The organism is Streptomyces sp. NPDC043685 (genome assembly GCF_056436585.1).
On sequence record NZ_JBWKCH010000001.1, the window covers coordinates 981,042 to 998,595 of the forward strand.

Annotated in this window: 15 protein-coding genes; 6 read left to right on the forward strand and 9 right to left on the reverse strand. The window is 71.3% G+C overall.

Annotation, left to right across the window (positions count from 1 at the left end):
* Positions 1–93: 93 nt before the first annotated feature.
* Complete coding sequence (locus tag AC0665_RS04635) at positions 94–477, forward strand: hypothetical protein (protein ID WP_478704410.1); 384 nt, start codon at positions 94–96, stop codon at positions 475–477.
* 100 nt (positions 478–577) lie between these two features.
* Here the strand turns inward: AC0665_RS04635 and pyk are convergent, their stop codons facing one another.
* From pyk to pta, 3 genes are all read right to left on the reverse strand, one after another.
* The gene (gene pyk, locus AC0665_RS04640) at positions 578–2,005 is read right to left on the reverse strand and encodes a pyruvate kinase (RefSeq protein ID WP_366052447.1); all 1,428 of its coding nucleotides are present in this window, start codon (positions 2,003–2,005) and stop codon (positions 578–580) included.
* Positions 2,006–2,079: 74 nt separating this feature from the next.
* Positions 2,080–3,297 carry an acetate kinase gene (locus tag AC0665_RS04645; RefSeq protein ID WP_468638490.1) on the reverse strand — a complete coding sequence of 406 codons (1,218 nt, stop codon included), beginning with the start codon at positions 3,295–3,297 and terminating at the stop codon, positions 2,080–2,082.
* Entirely contained in the window at positions 3,294–5,396 is a 2,103-nt protein-coding gene (gene pta / locus AC0665_RS04650; RefSeq protein ID WP_468638489.1) for a phosphate acetyltransferase, read from the reverse strand. The genes AC0665_RS04645 and pta overlap by 4 nt, the downstream gene beginning before the upstream one ends.
* Positions 5,397–5,618: 222 nt before the next feature.
* Here pta and AC0665_RS04655 point away from each other — a divergent pair, with 222 nt between their 5' ends.
* Positions 5,619–6,644, forward strand: coding sequence for an ATP-dependent 6-phosphofructokinase (locus tag AC0665_RS04655; RefSeq protein ID WP_352098476.1), 1,026 nt, complete (start codon positions 5,619–5,621; stop codon positions 6,642–6,644).
* Here AC0665_RS04655 and AC0665_RS04660 read toward each other — a convergent pair.
* Positions 6,641–7,417 (reverse strand): XRE family transcriptional regulator, encoded by a 777-nt coding sequence (locus AC0665_RS04660; RefSeq protein WP_478704411.1) that lies wholly within the window; start codon positions 7,415–7,417, stop codon positions 6,641–6,643. The genes AC0665_RS04655 and AC0665_RS04660 overlap by 4 nt on opposite strands.
* Positions 7,418–7,585: 168 nt before the next feature.
* On the opposite strand from AC0665_RS04660, the gene AC0665_RS04665 reads away from it, so the two are divergent.
* Positions 7,586–8,041 (forward strand): PPOX class F420-dependent oxidoreductase, encoded by a 456-nt coding sequence (locus AC0665_RS04665; RefSeq protein WP_468638486.1) that lies wholly within the window; start codon positions 7,586–7,588, stop codon positions 8,039–8,041.
* On the opposite strand, the gene AC0665_RS04670 is transcribed toward AC0665_RS04665, so the two are convergent.
* On the reverse strand, positions 8,038–8,829 hold the full coding sequence (locus AC0665_RS04670; RefSeq protein WP_478704412.1) for an IclR family transcriptional regulator: 792 nt from the start codon (positions 8,827–8,829) through the stop codon (positions 8,038–8,040). The two genes, AC0665_RS04665 and AC0665_RS04670, sit on opposite strands and share 4 nt — an antisense overlap.
* 136 nt (positions 8,830–8,965) lie before the next feature.
* On the opposite strand from AC0665_RS04670, the gene AC0665_RS04675 reads away from it, so the two are divergent.
* Both AC0665_RS04675 and AC0665_RS04680 read left to right on the forward strand, forming a co-directional pair.
* Entirely contained in the window at positions 8,966–10,303 is a 1,338-nt protein-coding gene (locus AC0665_RS04675; RefSeq protein WP_468638484.1) for a gluconate:H+ symporter, read from the forward strand.
* Between the two features lie 70 nt (positions 10,304–10,373).
* Positions 10,374–11,711: an enolase C-terminal domain-like protein gene (locus AC0665_RS04680; protein ID WP_478610039.1), complete on the forward strand. Its 1,338-nt coding sequence runs from the start codon at positions 10,374–10,376 to the stop codon at positions 11,709–11,711.
* A gap of 109 nt (positions 11,712–11,820) precedes the next feature.
* Here AC0665_RS04680 and AC0665_RS04685 read toward each other — a convergent pair whose 3' ends face one another.
* The 3 genes from AC0665_RS04685 to AC0665_RS04695 form a co-directional block, all read right to left on the reverse strand.
* Entirely contained in the window at positions 11,821–12,741 is a 921-nt protein-coding gene (locus AC0665_RS04685; RefSeq protein ID WP_468414766.1) for a zinc-binding dehydrogenase, read from the reverse strand.
* Positions 12,742–12,877: 136 nt separating this feature from the next.
* A complete protein-coding gene (locus AC0665_RS04690) occupies positions 12,878–13,567 on the reverse strand; it encodes a response regulator (protein WP_363118305.1) in 690 nt (229 codons plus the stop codon).
* Positions 13,564–15,234: a sensor histidine kinase gene (locus AC0665_RS04695; RefSeq protein WP_478610040.1), complete on the reverse strand. Its 1,671-nt coding sequence runs from the start codon at positions 15,232–15,234 to the stop codon at positions 13,564–13,566. The genes AC0665_RS04690 and AC0665_RS04695 overlap by 4 nt, the downstream gene beginning before the upstream one ends.
* A gap of 178 nt (positions 15,235–15,412) precedes the next feature.
* On the opposite strand from AC0665_RS04695, the gene AC0665_RS04700 reads away from it, so the two are divergent.
* Entirely contained in the window at positions 15,413–16,810 is a 1,398-nt protein-coding gene (locus AC0665_RS04700; protein WP_468414764.1) for a cation:dicarboxylate symporter family transporter, read from the forward strand.
* 101 nt (positions 16,811–16,911) lie between these two features.
* Here AC0665_RS04700 and AC0665_RS04705 read toward each other — a convergent pair whose 3' ends face one another.
* Positions 16,912–17,526 carry a TetR/AcrR family transcriptional regulator gene (locus AC0665_RS04705; RefSeq protein ID WP_478704413.1) on the reverse strand — a complete coding sequence of 205 codons (615 nt, stop codon included), beginning with the start codon at positions 17,524–17,526 and terminating at the stop codon, positions 16,912–16,914.
* Positions 17,527–17,554 lie beyond the last annotated feature (28 nt).

Genomic DNA, 17,554 nt, shown 5'->3' on the forward strand with positions numbered 1-17,554 from the left:
ACACCGAGGGCGCCCCCTGGATCCAGGGGGCGCCCTCGGTGCCGTGTACGGGCCCTCACGGCGCTCGTAAGCTGACCCGGAAAGAGGAGACGGTTGAGAACCCAGCTGAAACTGACCCGCGACGGCGACGCGTTCATCGCCCGGCTCGCGCCCTCCCAGGTGGCGGCGATGTACGAGGCGCTGAGTCATCTGAGCGGCTACGGGGACACGGAGCTGACCCTGTTGGTCGGCTCGGGCCGGGAGGCCGTCGACGCGCTGGTGGAACGCCTGTCCGGACGGCGCACGGAGTCATGCGACTTCCGCCTCACCATGGAGGAACTCCACATGGCGCTCAGCGCGCTGAGCGCCGCACCCGCCATGTTCGTCGAGCGCGGTGGCCTCTTCGCGGAGGAGCCGTTCCACATCCGCCTGGGCTTCTACCGGGAGAACTTCTACGCCCTGGCCCAAGCCGTCGTTCGGGCGGCTGCGGAGGCGTGACACCCGGCACAAGCCCCTGAGCGCATCAGGACGAGGGCGCCCCCTGGATCCCAGGGGGCGCCCTCGGTGGCGTGTACGGGCCCTCACGGCCCTCGATCGATCAGCCCTTGGCCTCGCCCAGGTGGTGGACCCGCACCATGTTGGTGGTGCCGGGCACACCGGGGGGCGAACCGGCGGTGATGACCACGATGTCGCCGTCGTTGAAGCGGTTCAGCTTCACCAGCTCCTGCTCGACCAGGTCGACCATCTCGTCGGTGCTGTTCACGAACGGCACCACGTACGGCTCGACGCCCCAGCTGAGCGCCATCTGGTTGCGGGTGCCCTCGTCGGTGGTGAAGGCGATGATCGGCTGCTGCGCGCGGTAGCGGGACAGCCGGCGGGCGGTGTCGCCGGACTGCGTGAACGCCACCAGGCCGCGGCCGCCGAGGAAGTCGGCGATCTCGCAGGCCGCACGGGCCACCGAACCGCCCTGCGTGCGCGGCTTCTTGCCCGGGACGAGCGGCTGGAGCCCCTTGGACATCAGCTCCTGCTCGGCCGCGGTGACGATCTTCGACATCGTCTTGACGGTCTCGATCGGGTACGCGCCCACGCTCGACTCGGCGGACAGCATGACCGCGTCGGCGCCGTCCAGGATCGCGTTGGCCACGTCGGAGGCCTCGGCGCGGGTCGGACGGGAGTTGGTGATCATCGACTCCATCATCTGGGTCGCCACGATCACCGGCTTGGCGTTGCGCCGGCACAGCTCGATCAGGCGCTTCTGCACCATGGGGACCTTCTCGAGCGGGTACTCGACGGCCAGGTCACCACGGGCGACCATCACGCCGTCGAACGCCATCACGACGTCCTCCATGTTCTGCACCGCCTGCGGCTTCTCCACCTTGGCGATGACGGGGACCCGGCGGCCCTCCTCGTCCATGATCTTGTGGACGTCGGCCACGTCCTTGGCGTCCCGGACGAAGGACAGTGCGACCAGGTCGCAGCCCATGCGGAGGGCGAACCGCAGGTCCTCGACGTCCTTCTCCGACAGGGCGGGCACGTTGACGGCCGCGCCGGGCAGGTTGATGCCCTTGTGGTCGGAGATGACGCCGCCCTCGATGACGATCGTCTTCACCTTCGGGCCCTCGACCTCGGTGACCTTCAACTCGACGTTGCCGTCGTTGATGAGCACCTGGTCGCCCTTGGTGACATCGCCGGGCAGACCCTTGTAGGTCGTCCCGCAGATCGTCTTGTCGCCCGGGACGTCCTCGGTGGTGATGGTGAACTCGTCACCGCGCACCAGCTCGACGGGGCCTTCGGCGAAGGTCTCCAGACGGATCTTCGGGCCCTGGAGGTCGGCGAGGACACCGATGGCCCGGCCGGTCTCCTTGGCGGCGGCACGGACCCGGTCGTACCGGCCCTGGTGCTCGGCGTGCGAGCCGTGGCTGAAGTTGAAGCGGGCCACGTTCATGCCGGCTTCGATCAGCGCGACAAGCTGATCGTGGGAGTCGACCGCGGGGCCGAGAGTACAGACGATTTTCGAACGGCGCATGGGGGCGATCCTATCGGTTTGTTTCCCGGCGGAATATTCCGTCTGGCGGAAAATACAAAAGGGCGGGTTGCCGCTCAGGTGTGATTCCCCGAACCAATTACCAGCGCGTAGGTCTGTGTCGCGATCTCCAATTCCTCGTCGGTGGGCACCACCGCGACGGCGACCCGGGCACCGTCGGGCGAGATCAGCCGCGCCTCGTCGCCGCGCACGGCGTTGCGCTCGCCGTCCACCGCGAGGCCCAGCTCCTCCAGACCCGCCAGGGCGGCCGCGCGCACCGGAGCCGCGTTCTCGCCGACACCGGCGGTGAAGGCCACCGCGTCCACCCGGCCGAGCACGGCGTAATAGGCGCCGATGTACTTCTTCAGCCGGTGAATGTAGATGTCGAACGCCAGCTCCGCCTGCTCGTCGCCCTCGTCGACGCGGCGGCGGATCTCCCTCATGTCGTTGTCACCGCACAGACCGATCAGTCCGCTCTTCTTGTTGAGAAGAGTGTCGATCTCGTCGGCGGACATTCCACCAACACGCATCAAATGGAAGATGACGGCCGGGTCCATGTCTCCGGAGCGCGTACCCATCACGAGCCCTTCCAAAGGCGTGAGACCCATGGAGGTGTCCACGCAGCGGCCGCCCCGCACAGCCGAGGCCGACGCCCCGTTGCCCAGGTGCAGCACGATCACGTTCGTCTCGGACGGGTCCTTGCCCAGCAGCTCGGCGGTGGCGCGCGAGACGTAGGCGTGCGAGGTGCCGTGGAAGCCGTAGCGCCGCACGCGGTGCTCGTCGGCGGTCTTCACGTCGATCGCGTAGCGGGCGGCCGACTCCGGCATGGTGGTGTGGAACGCGGTGTCGAAGACGGCGACCTGCGGCAGGTCGGGCCGCAGCACCTGGGCCGTGCGGATGCCGGTGAGGTTGGCCGGGTTGTGCAGCGGGGCCACCGGGATCAGCCGCTCGATCTCGGCGAGCACCGCGTCGTCGACGACCGTCGGCTCGGTGAAGGTCTTGCCGCCGTGCACCACCCGGTGCCCGATCGCGGCCAGTTCGGGCGAGTCCAGGCCCAGGCCGTCCTTGTCGAGCTCCTCCGCCACGGCCTTCAGGGCGGCGTCGTGGTCGGCGATCGCACCGTCGCGCTCCCGGCTCTCGCCGTCGGCCGGGGTGTGCTTCAGACGGGACGTCTGCTCGCCGATGCGCTCGACCAGGCCCACCGCCAGCCGGCTGCTGTCGCGCATGTCGAGCAACTGGTACTTCACCGACGAGGAGCCGGAGTTGAGGACGAGGACACGGGTCGGGCTGCTCACTGGGCGGTCGCCTTCTCGCTCGGGGCCGGGGCGGGGGACTGGGCCTGGATCGCCGTGATGGCGACGGTGTTCACGATGTCCGAGACCATGGCGCCCCGGGACAGGTCGTTGACCGGCTTGCGCAGGCCCTGGAGGACCGGGCCGACCGCGATCGCGCCGGCCGAGCGCTGCACGGCCTTGTAGGTGTTGTTGCCGGTGTTCAGGTCGGGGAAGATCAGCACGCTGGCCTGCCCGGCGACCTCCGAGCCGGGCAGCTTGGTCGCCGCGACCGACGGCTCCACGGCGGCGTCGTACTGGATCGGGCCCTCGATCTTCAGGTCGGGCCGACGCGCGCGCACCAGCTCGGTGGCCTCGCGCACCTTGTCGACGTCGGCGCCGGAGCCGGAGGTGCCGGTGGAGTACGACAGCATCGCGATCCGCGGCTCCACGCCGAACTGCTCGGCCGTGGTCGCCGACTGGATGGCGATGTCGGCGAGCTGCTCGGCGTTCGGGTCCGGGTTGACCGCGCAGTCACCGTAGACGAGGACCTTGTCCGCCAGGCACATGAAGAACACCGACGAGACGATGTCGGCGTCCGGCCTGGTCTTGATGATCTCGAAGGCCGGGCGGATGGTCGCGGCCGTGGAGTGCACCGAGCCCGACACCATGCCGTCGGCCAAGCCCTCCTGGACCATCAGCGTGCCGAAGTAGTTCACGTCGGAGACGACGTCGTAGGCCAGCTCCACGGTGACGCCCCGGTGGGCGCGCAGGGCCGCGTACTGCTCGGCGAAGGTGTCCCGCAGCTCGGAGGTCGCCGGGTCGATCAGCTGGGACTCGCCGAGGTCGATGCCGAGGTCGGCGGCCTTCTTGCGGATCTGGTCGACCGGGCCGAGCAGGGTCAGCTCGCACACGCCCCGGCGCAGCAGCACCTCGGCGGCGTGCAGCACGCGCTCCTCGGTGCCCTCGGGCAGGACGACCCGGCGCAGGTCGGAACGGGCCTGCTCCAGCAGTTTGTGCTCGAACATCATCGGCGTCACGCGGTCATTGCTCGGCGCGGAGACCCGGCGGGCCAGCTCGCCGGTGTCGGCGTACCGCTCGAACAAGCCGAGGGCCCGCTCCGCCTTGCGCGGGGTGGCCGCGTTCAGCTTGCCCTCCAGGGAGAACAGCTGCTCGGCGGTGGGGAAGCTGGTGCCGGTCACCGACAGCACCGGGGTGCCGGGCGCGAGGCGGTCGGCGAGGGTGAGGATGTCCTCGCCGGGGACCTCGTCAAGGGTCAGCAGCACGCCCGCTATCGGCGGGGTGCCGGCGCTGTGCGCGGCGAGCGCGCCGACGACCAGGTCGGCGCGGTCGCCGGGGGTGACGACCAGGCAGCCCGGGGTCAGGGCGCCCAGGAAGTTCGGCAGCATCGCGCCGCCGAAGACGAAGCCGAGCACGTCCCGGGCGAGCCCCGAGTCGTCGCCGAGCACCACCTTGGCGCCGAGGGCGTGGCCGATCTGCGAGACGGTCGGCGCGGACAGCGCGGGCTCGTCGGGCAGGACGTAACAGGGCACCGGCAGCCGGGAGCCGAGCCGGCCGGCGATCTCGTCGCGGTCCTCGCGCTCCACCCGGTTGGCGACCATGGCCAGGACGTCGCAGCCCAGGGTGTCGTACGCGCGGTAGGCGTTGCGGGTCTCGGCGAGCACCGACTCCACGGTCTGCTTGCGGCCGCCGACGACCGGGATCACGGACGCGCCGAACTCGTTCGCCAGCCGGGCGTTGAGCGACAGCTCGTCCGGGAGCTGGGTGCCGGCGTAGTCGGTGCCGAGGACCAGGACGACGTCGTAGTCCCGGGCGACCCGGTGGAAGCGGTCGACGAGCGTGGACACCAGCTCGTCGGTGCCGGCCTCGGCCTGGAGGGCGGACGCCTCGTGGTAGTCCATGCCGTAGACGGTGGCCGGGTCCTGGGTGAGCCGGTAGCGGGCGCGCAGCAGCTCGAAGAGGCGGTCGGGTCCGTCGTGGACCAGGGGACGGAACACACCGACCCGGTCGACCTGCCGGGTGAGGAGCTCCATGACCCCCAGTTCGACGACCTGGCGTCCGTCGCCGCGGTCGATGCCGGTCACGTACACGCTGCGGGTCACGCGCGCTCTCCGTTTCGTCTCGGATGGGGGGCGGGCCTCACCCCCACGGCTTTCCAGCCTGGGGCACAAAAATCGCCCACCGAGGTGATCAGAACCCTCTTGACAATACCTCTGCCGCTAGATAAGGCGCCCGTCAGCGTAGGGGTGCCGCACCGGGCTGTGGGGCGTGAAACAATCGGCAGTGGCTCACCGGCGTCAACAGCGAGCAGGAGACACAGCACGATGCGTATCGGAGTTCTCACCGCAGGCGGCGACTGCCCCGGCCTGAACGCCGTGATCCGGTCGGTCGTGCACCGGGCGGTCGACAACTACGGCGACGAGGTCATCGGCTTCGAGGACGGCTACGCGGGCCTGCTCGACGGCCGTTACCGCAGCCTCGACCTGGAGTCCGTCAGCGGCATCCTGGCGCGCGGAGGCACCATCCTCGGCTCGTCCCGCCTGGAGCGCGACCGGCTGCGCGAGGCCTGCGAGAACGCCTCCGACATGATCCACCAGTTCGGCATCGACGCGCTGATCCCGATCGGCGGCGAGGGCACGCTGACGGCCGCGCGCATGCTGAGCGACGCGGGCCTGCCCGTCGTGGGCGTCCCCAAGACGATCGACAACGACATCTCCTCCACGGACCGCACCTTCGGTTTCGACACCGCGGTCGGGGTCGCCACCGAGGCGATGGACCGGCTGAAGACCACCGCCGAGTCCCACCAGCGGGTCATGGTGGTGGAGGTCATGGGCCGGCACGCCGGCTGGATCGCCCTGGAGTCCGGCATGGCGGCCGGTGCGCACGGCATCTGCCTGCCGGAGCGGCCGTTCGACCCGGCCGACCTCGTGAAGATGGTCGAGGAGCGGTTCGCGCGCGGCAAGAAGTTCGCGGTGGTCTGCGTCGCCGAGGGGGCCCACCCCGCCGAGGGCTCCATGGACTACAACAAGGGCGCCATAGACAAGTTCGGCCACGAGCGCTTCCAGGGCATCGGCACCGCCCTCGCCCACGAGCTGGAGCGGCGCCTGGGCAAGGAGGCCAAGCCGGTCATCCTCGGCCACGTCCAGCGCGGTGGTGTGCCGACCGCCTACGACCGGGTGCTGGCCACGCGGTTCGGCTGGCACGCGGTGGAGGCCGCGCACCAGGGGCGCTTCGGCCGGATGACCGCCCTGCGCGGCACGGACATCGTGATGGTCCCGCTCGCCGAGGCCGTGACCGAGCTGAAGACGGTGCCCAAGGACCGGATGGACGAGGCCGAGTCGGTCTTCTAGGAGCCGGTTCCCCGGCCGGCGTCCGCGGCGGTGCCGTCCTGGAGCTTCGTCCAGAAGTGCTCCACGACGTGGTCCAGGAAGTCCTGTCCGGCGCCGCCCGCGTCACCGCTGCCGCCGCCCCAGCTCAGGGTGGCGGCCATGTGCCCCTGGTAGTCCTCGTGCAGGGCCCGCAGGGCGTCCTCCAGGAACCGCCGGTCCAGGGGCACCAGTTTGGCCACCGGGCGGACGTATCCCTGCCAGCGGGTCGTGGCCGCGCTGCGCAGCAGGTCACCGAGTTTGGCGTCGCGGCCGGTGACGGTGACGACGTCGGGCAGGGTGAGCCCGAGCAGATCGGCCAGGGTGGCGGACTGGCGGTCCGTGCCGCGCCAGGAGTCGGTCTCCTCCATGCGCAGGTACGCGTGCACGTCGTGCCCCACGGCCCGGGCCACGTCCTCGGGGGCGAGGCAGCGGGCGATGCGGTGTTCGCGCAGGGTGCGCGGTCTGCCGATGAGTTCGGCGGGCGAGCACCACAGCACGCCCGCGAGCGCGGTGAGTTCGGAGTGGGTCGGCGCGAGGGCCCCGCGCTCCCAGGCCCTCACGTGGTCCGGGGTGATGTGGGCATGTCCGTAGGAGACGCGCATGCCGTGGGCGACGTGCTCGGGTGCCATGCCGAGGGCCGCGCGCAGCCGGCGGGCGGCGGGGGCGTTGAAGGGCGGGGCGGTGGGGACGGACTGCGGCGGGGGAGCGGACGGGGACTGACTCGGTCGGGCTGAAGGTCGGCGCACGGCCCACAAGCTAGGACGGCGGGCGGGGGCTGACTACGGTCTGTTCGGCCAGGATCACGGATTGTAGGAAGCTACGGCTACCGGCGGGTTCGACCGGGGCCGAAGATCGCCTGTCGGCCGGGCCGGCGGCGGGGCGAGGATGGCTCCGGGTCCGGTGATCGCGGGCCCGGAAAGGCGGTGACTCACGTGAACGGCAAGCTCAACGGGCATATTCGCGAACGTCTTCTCGCGCCGAACTTCTGGCATCTCGCGACGGTGGGTGCGGACGGGGCGCCTCAGGTGTCGCCCATGTGGGCGGACATCGAAGAGGAGTACGTCATGGTCAACACCTCGATGGGGCGGGTGAAGGAGGAGAACCTGCGGCGCAATCCGTACGTTTCGCTGTCGCACCACGACCCCGGGAACCCCTACGACCGGGCGGAGATCCGCGGGAAGGTCGTGCGGTTCGTGGAGGGGGAGAGCGCGGAGCGGGCGATGGACCGGCTGGCGCGCAAGTACCTCGGCGTGGACCGATATCCGTGGCTGCTGCCGGGCGAGCGCCGCGTGATGCTGCTGATCGAGCCGACGCGGGTGCGCAGGCTGGAGGGAGTCGAGCCGTTCCGCCCCGGCGTGCTGCCGGAGGAGACGGCTTAGCGCCAGTCGGGTGCGCCCGGGGTGGTCGGTGGCAGGGCGGACTCGATCCTCGAGCGGATCTCCCCCATCACGGCGACGATGCGTTCCTCGTGCCCGGGGGTCAGCCGGGCCACCGGAACCGAGCAGCTGATCGCGTCGACGACCGGTGTGCCGTAGCGCAGGGCGAAGCCGAAGCCGGCGATGCCGGGCACCGTCTCCTCGCGGTCGACGGAGTACCCGCGCTCGCGCACCCCGGCCAGGTCGGCGAGCAGGGCGGCGCGAGCGGTGTGCGTGTTCGCGGTGAGGGCGGCCAACGGCTCGTCCCCGCAGGGGAGTTCGGCGTCGGGCCGCTCGGCGAGCAGCGCCTTTCCCAGCGCTCCGGCGTGCGCGGGGACGCGACGGCCGACCCGGCTGATGGTGCGCAGGTACTCGTGGGACTCGCGGGTGGCGAGGTAGACGACGTCCCGGCCGTCGAGCCGTGCCATGTGGATGGTCTCGCCGAGCGCGTCCGACGCCTCGTCCAGGTAGGGGCGCACCAGCCGGATCCGCCGGTCGCCGTCCAGGTAGCCCGTGCCGGTGAGCAGCGCGCGGATCCCGATGCCGTAGAGCGAGCCGGTGGCGTCGGTGCGGACCCAGCCGGAGTCGATGAGCGTCCGGAGCAGCTGGTACATGCTGCTGCGCGGCACGTCCAGGTCCTGCGCGAGCTGATCCAGGCGTGAGGGCTCCTCGCCCCGCTCGGCGAGGAGTTCGAGCAGGGCGACGGTCCGCGCGGCCGACTTCACACCGCGGACGCCTCTGCTCTCCTGCATGGGCTCATGGTAGGTCCCCCTCGATTCGTGATCGTCCGGGCCATTGACCCCACCCGTTCATCCACCTAGCCTCCATCTGCATACATGGACGGCATCTGCATACAGGGATGAGACACCGGTTCAAAGGGGAACTGCCTTGCCTCTGCTCGTCGTAGGGATCAGCGTCCTGATCCTGCTTCTCCTCATGACCAGGCTGAGACTGAACGGCTTCGCCGCCCTGCTGCTCGTGGCGGTGGGGGTGGCGCTGGTCCAGGGCATTCCGGTGGCGACCATCCCGGACGTCCTGGCCGAAGGCATCGGGGACCAGATCGGCGACACCATGCTGACCATCGGGCTCGGCGCGATGGTGGGCCGTGTGATGGGGGATTCGGGCGCCGCGCAGCGCATCGCCGGCAAGCTCCTCGACGCCTTCGGGCCGCGCTGGGTCCAGGTGGCCATGGTGGTCACGTCCATGCTGATCGGCGTGACCATGTTCTACGAGGTCGCCTTCATCATCATCGTGCCCATCGCGTTCACCCTGGTCAGGGTCACCGGGGCGAAACTGCTGTGGGTGGGCCTGCCGATGTCCATCGCGCTGTCCACCATGCACAGCTTCCTGCCCCCGCACCCCGGGCCCACCGCGGTCGCCGCGACCTTCCACGCCTCGGCCGGACTGACGCTGTTCTACGGCCTGTTCGTCGCCGTGCCCGTCGGCGTGCTGATCGCCCTGACCTGGCCCCGCCTGCCGTTCGTCGCGCGGCTGACGCCCTCCATCCCCAAGGGCCTGGTCGCCGAACGCGAGTTCACCGACGAGGAGATGCCGGGTCTCGGGTGGTCGCTGTTCGTGGCGCTGTTCCCCGTGGTGCTGATCGTGGCCGCCGCGGTGACCGACATGGCCACGTCGGGCGAGAGTCCCGTGCTGCACGTCGTGGCCTTCATCGGGTCGGCGCCGATCGCCCTGCTGCTGACGTTGTGCCTGGCCGTCTGGGCGTTCGGGCCGCGCATCGGGCGCAGTCCGAGCGAGGTCGGGGCGTCCTGCACCTCGGCGGCCCAGGCGATGGCGATGATCCTGCTGGTGATCGGCGCGGGCGGGGCGTTCAAGAACGTGCTGGTCGAGGGCGGGATATCCGACTACATCAAGGACGCCACGGACGGCTGGTCCATATCGCCGATCGTCCTCGCCTGGCTCGTCGCCGTCGTCCTGCGGATCGCGCTCGGTTCGGCCACGGTCGCCGTCGTCACGGCCTCCGGCGTGGCGCTGCCGTTGCTGGCGGGCAGTGGGGTCCACCCGGAGGTGATGGTGCTGGCCGTCGCCTGCGGCTCCATCGCGTTCTCGCATGTGAACGACCCCGGGTTCTGGCTGTTCAAGGAGTACTTCAACCTGTCGGTCATCGAGGCCATCAAGGTCCGCACGTCCTACACGACGGTGCTGGCCGTGCTCGGGCTGGGCGGGGTGCTGGTGGCCGAGTGGGCCCTCGACGTGCTGAGTCTGTGAACCGGGTCGACAGGGTCGACGGGGTCAGCCGGGGCGGCCGGCTCAACCGGGTTTCGGGAAAGGGAGATTGATGAGCATCGGTCAGCAGCCGGTCGTCACGGCGTTCGCCGTCTACCCCGTCGCCGGGCGGGACAGCATGGAGCTGAACCTCTCCGGCGCGCACGGGCCGTACTTCACCCGCAACGTCGTCGTCCTCACCGACTCCGAGGGGCGGACCGGGCTCGGGGAGGTGCCCGGCGGGGAGAAGATCACACGGACGCTGCGGGACGCCGAGTCCCTGGTCGTCGGGGCGAAGGTGGGTGACTACAAGCGGGTGCTGCGCGAGATCCGGGAGCGGTTCGCCGACCGGGACGCCGGGGGGCGTGGTGCGCAGACCTTCGACCTGCGCACCACGGTGCACACCGTCACGGCGGTCGAGTCGGCGCTGCTGGACCTGCTGGGGCAGCACCTGGACGTCCCGGTGGCGGCGCTGCTGGGGGACGGGCAGCAGCGGGACAGCGTTCGGGTGCTGGGCTATCTATTCTACGTGGGCGACCCGGACCGGACGGATCTGGAGTACGTGCGGGAGCCCGGCTCCTCGGTGGAGTGGTACCGGGTGCGGCACGAGGAGGCGCTGTCCGCCGAGGCGATCGTGCGGCAGGCCGAGGCGGCGTACGACCTCTACGGGTTCCGGGACTTCAAGCTCAAGGGGGGTGTGCTGGAGGGGGCCGAGGAGGTCGCGGCGGTCCGGGCGCTGAAGCGGCGGTTCCCCGAGGCGCGGGTCACCCTCGACCCGAACGGGGCGTGGTCGCTGCGTGAGGCGGTCGAGCTGTGCCGGCCGCTGGTGGGGACGCTCGCGTACGCCGAGGATCCGTGCGGCGCGGAGGGCGGTTACTCGGGGCGGGAGGTGCTCGCGGAGTTCCGCCGGGCCACGGGACTGCCGACCGCGACGAACATGATCGCCACGGACTGGCGTCAGCTGGCCCACGCGCTGGCGCTCCAGTCGGTGTCGATCCCGCTGGCCGATCCGCACTTCTGGACCATGCAGGGATCGGTGCGGGTCGCGCAGTTGTGCAACGCGATGGGGCTGACCTGGGGGTGCCACTCCAACAACCACTTCGACATCTCACTGGCGATGGTGACGCACTGCGGGGCGGCGGCGCCGGGGGAGTACAACGCGCTGGACACGCACTGGATCTGGCAGGAGGGGTTGGAGCGGCTGACGGTGGACCCGCCGCGGATCGTGGACGGGCGGATCGCGGTGCCGGACGCGCCGGGGCTGGGCGTCGCTCTCGACCAGGACCGGTTGCTCGCGGCGCACGAGCTGTACCGGGAGAAGGCGCTCGGGGCACGGGACGACGCGGCGGCGATGCGGTACCTCGTCCCGGGGTGGTCGTTCGACGCCAAGCGTCCGTGTCTGGTGCGGTAGGCCTCCGGCCGGTGCGACGGACGACGGGTGGGTGCGCCGCTCGGGGACGCCGGTGACGGCCTCCCCGACCGGGCGACCACCGGCTCCGGGCCCGCCCCCTGCCCGGCGGCTAGCGGGACGCCACCTCCAGGACCGCCTTGCCGCGGATCCGGCGTCCGCGAAGCGCTTCGGCCGCCTCGTCGAACCGGTCCCAGGATCCTTGCCAGCCGGTCTCGACGGCCAGGGATCCCTCGGCGGCCAGCCCGGTGAGGACGGCCAGGTCCGCTCCCACGTCGCCCTCGATGACGAAGGAGGACAGCGACTTGGCCGGGCCGACGGTCGCGTACGGCGCGAAGACCGCCGGTTCCCCCGACGTCCAGCCGACGCTCTGGACGCTGCCCCCGGGGGCCAGCAGGTCCCAGGCCGCGACCAGTTGCGGGCCGCCGACGCTGTCGATGACCACGTCCACCGGCCCCCGCAGTCCCTCCAGCCCGGTCAGCACCTCGTGCGCACCGGCCTCGGCCAGCCCTTCCGCGCGGGCGGCCGAGCCCACCGACGCGATCACATGGGCACCGGATCGTGCCGCCAGCTGGACGGCGAACCGGCCCACCCCGCCGGAGGCCCCGGTGACCAGCACCCGCTTGCCCGCTTCGAGCCCGGCGGCCCGCAGCGAGCGCAGGGCCGCCACTCCGGCGACCGGCAGGGCCGCCGCCTTCGCCAGGTCCAGGCCCTCGGGCACCTCGGCGAGCGCCCCCACGTCGATCGCGACGCGCTCGGCGAACGCCCCCGTGGTCAGGGCCACCACCCGCGCGCCCGCCACCGGCCCGGCTCCCTCGGCCGCGGCCCGGACGACCACCCCGGCCGCGTCCGAACCGAGTACCGCTCCCGCCGGGACCCGCCCCGACCGGGCGTCGTTGAGGTCGCCGTAGTTCAGCGAGGCGTGTGTCACCTCCACCAGGACCTGACCCGGTCCCGGCACGGGCTCGTCGGCCTCGCCGAGACGGACGGCGGCCGGTGCGGACGGATCGACGATCAAAGCACGAACGGACATGTCTCCCCCTTGGTCACCGACCTGCAACAACGGCCGCGGCCGATCCCTTCCGCCGCGGCCGGGACGGCTGCGCCGTGAACGCGAGCCGAGCGGTCCGGCCGGTCGACGCGTAAGTGGGGGCTCCGGCCGGGGGCCGTCACTGGCCGGTGACCCAGCGGTACTGCAACTCCGGGCGCCCCACCGTGCCGTACTGCGGGCGGCGGGCCGCGCGGCCCGCGTCGACCAGATGCTCCAGGTAACGGCGGGCCGTGATGCGGGAGATGCCCACGGTCTCGGCGACCCCGGCGGCCGTGAGGCCCTCCGCGCTGTCGCGCAGGGCCACCGTCACCCGCTCCAGCGTCGGCGCGCTCAGCCCCTTGGGCAGGGCGGCCGGGCCCGGTGCGCGCAGGGCGGCGAGCGCCCGGTCCACCTCGTCCTGGCCGCTGGCCTCGCCGACCGCCGCGTGGAACTCGGCGTAGCGCACCAGGCGGTCGCGCAGGGTCGCGAAGGTGAACGGCTTCAGGACGTACTGCACCACCCCGAGCGAGACGCCCTCGCGGACGACGGCCAGGTCTCGGGCCGACGTCACCGCTATCACGTCCGCGTGATGGCCGGCCGCCCGCAGGGACCGGGCCAGTTGCAGTCCGTGCACATCGGGCAGGTGCAAGTCCAGCAGCAGGAGGTCCACCGGGGTGCGGTCCAGGACCCGTCGGGCCTCCGCGCCGGAGTGCGCCTTGCCCACGGCCACGAACCCGGGCACCCGGCCGACGTACAACACGTGCGCGTCGGCGGCGACCGGGTCGTCCTCCACCACCAGGACACGGATGTCCTTCTCGCTGCCCGTCATGCGTCGCCTCCAGCGCCTCTGGCCACCGGGGCCCCGGATGTCACGCCCGTGTCCGTCGTCCCGCACTCGCGCAGCGGCAGCCGCACCTCGAACTCCGCCCCGCCGCCCTCGGCCTCCGACACCGTCAGGGAGCCCTCGTGCCGCTGGGTCGCCTGCCGGACCAGCGCCAGCCCGAGCCCCCGGCCGCCGGGGCCCGCCGGCTTCGTCGAGAAGCCGCGCTGGAAGACCGCCTCGGCGTGCTCGGGGTCCACGCCCGGGCCCGTGTCCGAGACCCGCAGCACCAGCTCCGGGGCGCCACCGGGGTTCCTGGTGTACGCCGCCACCGTCACCCGGGCCCGGGCGCTGCCCTGCGCCGCGTCCACGGCGTTGTCGATCAGATTGCCGAGGATGGTCACCAGATCCCGCGCGGGCAGGGTCGCGGGCAGCAGGCCGTCGTCCAGGCTGCTGTCCTGCGACACCATCAGCTCCACGCCCCGCTCGTTGGCCTGGGCCGTCTTGCCCAGCAGCAGCGCCGCCAGCACCGGCTCGCTCACCGCCGCCACGACCTGGTCGGTCAGCGCCTGCGCCAGCTCCAGCTCGGCCGTCGCGAACTCCACCGCTTCCTCCGCCCGGCCCAGCTCGATCAGCGAGACCACCGTGTGCAGCCGGTTCGCCGCCTCGTGCGCCTGGGAGCGCAACGCCTGTGTGAAGCCCCGCTCGGAGTCCAACTCGCCCATCAGCGACTGGAGTTCGGTGACATCGCGCAGGGTGACGACCGTACCGCGCTGCTCACCGCCGGACACCGGCGAGGTGTTGACGACCAGGACCCTGGACGCCGTCAGATGCACCTCGTCGACCCGCGGCCCCGACGCCAGCAGGGCGCCCGTCAGCGGGGCCGGCAGCCCCAGCTCCGCCACCGACCTGCCCACCACGTCCCCGGCCACGCCGAGCAACTCCCGACCTCCGTCGTTGATCAGCGCCACACGGTACTGCCCGTCCAGCATCAGCAGCCCCTCGCGCACGGCGTGCAGGGCGGCCTGGTGGTAGTCGTGCATCCGGCTCAGCTCGGTCGCGTTCATGCCGTGGGTGTGGCGGCGCAGCCGGGCGTTGATGACGTACGTGCCGACCGCGCCCAGCACCAGCGCGCCGGCCGCGACGCCGAGCAGGGCCGTGAGCTGGTCCTGCACCCGCTGCGTGATCTGCTCGACCCGGATGCCCGCGCTGACCAGGCCCACGACCTCGCGGCCGTCCCGGATCGGGGTGACCGCGCGGACCGAGGGGCCGAGCGTGCCGGTGTAGGTCTCGGTGAAGGTCTGGCCCTTCAGAGCCCGCTCGGTGTGGCCCTGGAAGGTCTGGCCGATCTGCCGGGGGTCGGGGTGCGTCCAGCGGATGCCCCGCGGATTCATGATCGTGATGAAGTCGACCTCGGTGTCCCGCATCACCTTCAGCGCGTACGGCTGGAGCTCGGCCGTCGGGTCGGCGGTGCGGGTCGCCGCCAGCACGGACGGGGAGTCCGCGACGGATCGCGCCACCGCCCTGGCCTGGCGCGTCGCGGCCTCCTCGGCCTGGCTGCGGTCGCTGACATAGCTGAACAGCGCGTATCCGGCCACGACGACCGCTATCAGCACGGCCTGCATGGCGAAGAGCTGGCCCGCCAGACTGCGGGGGCCGGGGACGGTGAGGCGCATGCCGTCAGTCTGCACCGTGGCTGATTGTGAACTAAATGAACGGAAGGGTGACCGCGCTCACAGAGCAGGACATAGTCACGGGCATTCCCCATAACGCATCTCCGGGAGCCCCCGCTCCCATCCCCCGGACGTGAGCCGCACGCCGGTGATGCCGACGACGTCGTCAAGGAGGGCCGCCGTGACCAGCGCAGCCGATACGGCACCTACCGCACGCAAGCCCAAGCGGGACCGCACGCACTATCTCTACATCGCGGTGATCATCGCGGTCGCCGCCGGTATCGCGGTGGGTCTGGCCGCGCCGGACTTCGCGCAAGAGCTGAAGCCCATCGGCACCGGGTTCGTGGCCCTGATCAAGATGATGATCTCGCCGATCATCTTCTGCACGATCGTGCTGGGCATCGGCTCGGTGCGCAAGGCCGCCAAGGTCGGCGCCGTCGGCGGTATCGCCCTGGGCTACTTCATGGTGATGTCGCTGGTCGCGCTGGGCATCGGCCTGGTCGTCGGCAACATCCTGGAGCCGGGCACCGGCCTCGCGGTGACCGACGCGGTCAAGGACGCCGGGCACGCCCAGATCGACGCCGAGGCGAAGAACACCACGGAGTTCCTGCTCGGCATCATCCCGACCACGATCGTGTCGGCCTTCACCAACGAGTCGGTCCTGCAGACCCTGCTGATCGCCCTGCTCGCCGGCTTCGCGCTCCAGGGCATGGGCTCGGCCGGCCAGCCCATCCTGCGCGGCATCGAGCACATCCAGCGGCTGGTCTTTCGCATCCTCGCGATGGTGATGTGGGCCGCCCCGATCGGCGCCTTCGGTGCCATCGCCGCGGTCACCGGATCCGCCGGCGTGGAGGCGCTCAAGAGCCTCGCCGTGCTGATGCTCGGCTTCTACGTCACCTGTTTCCTGTTCGTCTTCATCGTGCTCGGCACCCTGCTGCGGGTCATCTCGGGCCTGAACATCTTCACGCTGTTCAAGTACCTGGGCCGGGAGTTCCTGCTGATCCTGTCCACGTCCTCCTCCGAGTCCGCCCTGCCGCGGCTCATCGCCAAGATGGAGCACCTGGGCGTCAGCAAGCCGGTGGTCGGCATCACCGTCCCGACCGGCTACTCCTTCAACCTCGACGGCACCATGATCTACATGACCATGGCCTCGCTGTTCATCGCCGACGCCATGGGCACGCCGATGTCGATCGGTGAGCAGATCCCGTTGCTGCTCTTCCTGCTGGTCGCCTCCAAGGGTGCCGCCGGTGTCACCGGCGCCGGCCTCGCGACCCTGGCCGGTGGTCTGCAGTCGCACAAGCCCGCCCTGGTGGACGGCATCGGCCTCATCGTCGGCATCGACCGCTTCATGAGCGAGGCCCGCGCCCTGACCAACTTCGCCGGCAACGCCGTGGCCACCGTGCTGATCGGCACCTGGACGAAGGAGATCGACCGGGACCGCGTGAACCAGGTGCTCGCCGGCCGGCTGCCCTTCGACGAGAAGACCCTGCTGGACGACGGGCACGGAGGCCCGGCCGAGGACCACGCCGCGGCCGAGGTGCCCGAGCCGGGCGGCGAGAAGGAGCTGGCGAAGGCCTGACGGCCGCGCCGCCCCGCGAGACTCCGGGCGGCTGGGTGTCCCCCCGTCGCTCAGCCGCCCGGTCCACTACCGCACACAGACAGATCAGACGTTCCAGCAGATCAAGCGTTCAGCTTCGCCACCAGCCCGGTGGCATCGGAGGCGGGCACGCCCGCCGCGGTCAGGATGGTGACCGCGGCGCAGCGGCCCGCCTCTCGCGCTGCCACGAGCCCGTCGTTCACCGCTTCCATCAGCGCGACCAGCATCTGCTCGTGCACGTAGGCCAGGGCCGGAGCGGGCAGGGGTGAGCTGAAGACGCCCTGGTCGAGGCCGCGCCGGAGCATCTCGGTGGCGGCCTCCCGGACGGGGCCGAGCCGCTCCCGGATGCCCTGCATGGTGACCGTGCGCTGGGCGAGCGCGATCAGCAGCCGGTAGCGGTCGGCGAGTTCCCACACCGCCAGCACGGAGCGCGCCACCGCCTCCGCGGGGTCGCGCACGCCCTCGCGGCCCGCCGCGTGCGCCGCCGACAGCGCCTGCACCGCCTCGTCGACGAGCGTGCTGATCAGCGCCTCACGGTTCGGGAAGTGCCCGTAGACCGTCCGCCGTACGACACCGGCGGCCCGGGCGATCTGGTCCATGGACGCGTCGGGGTCGCGCAGCAGCTCGGCGAGGGCCACGTCGAGGATGCGGCGGCGGTTTGCGTCGGCGCGGCTGGTTCCCGTGGTCATGGACGTCATTGTGCCCTTCCCCCATTGAGTTGCACAG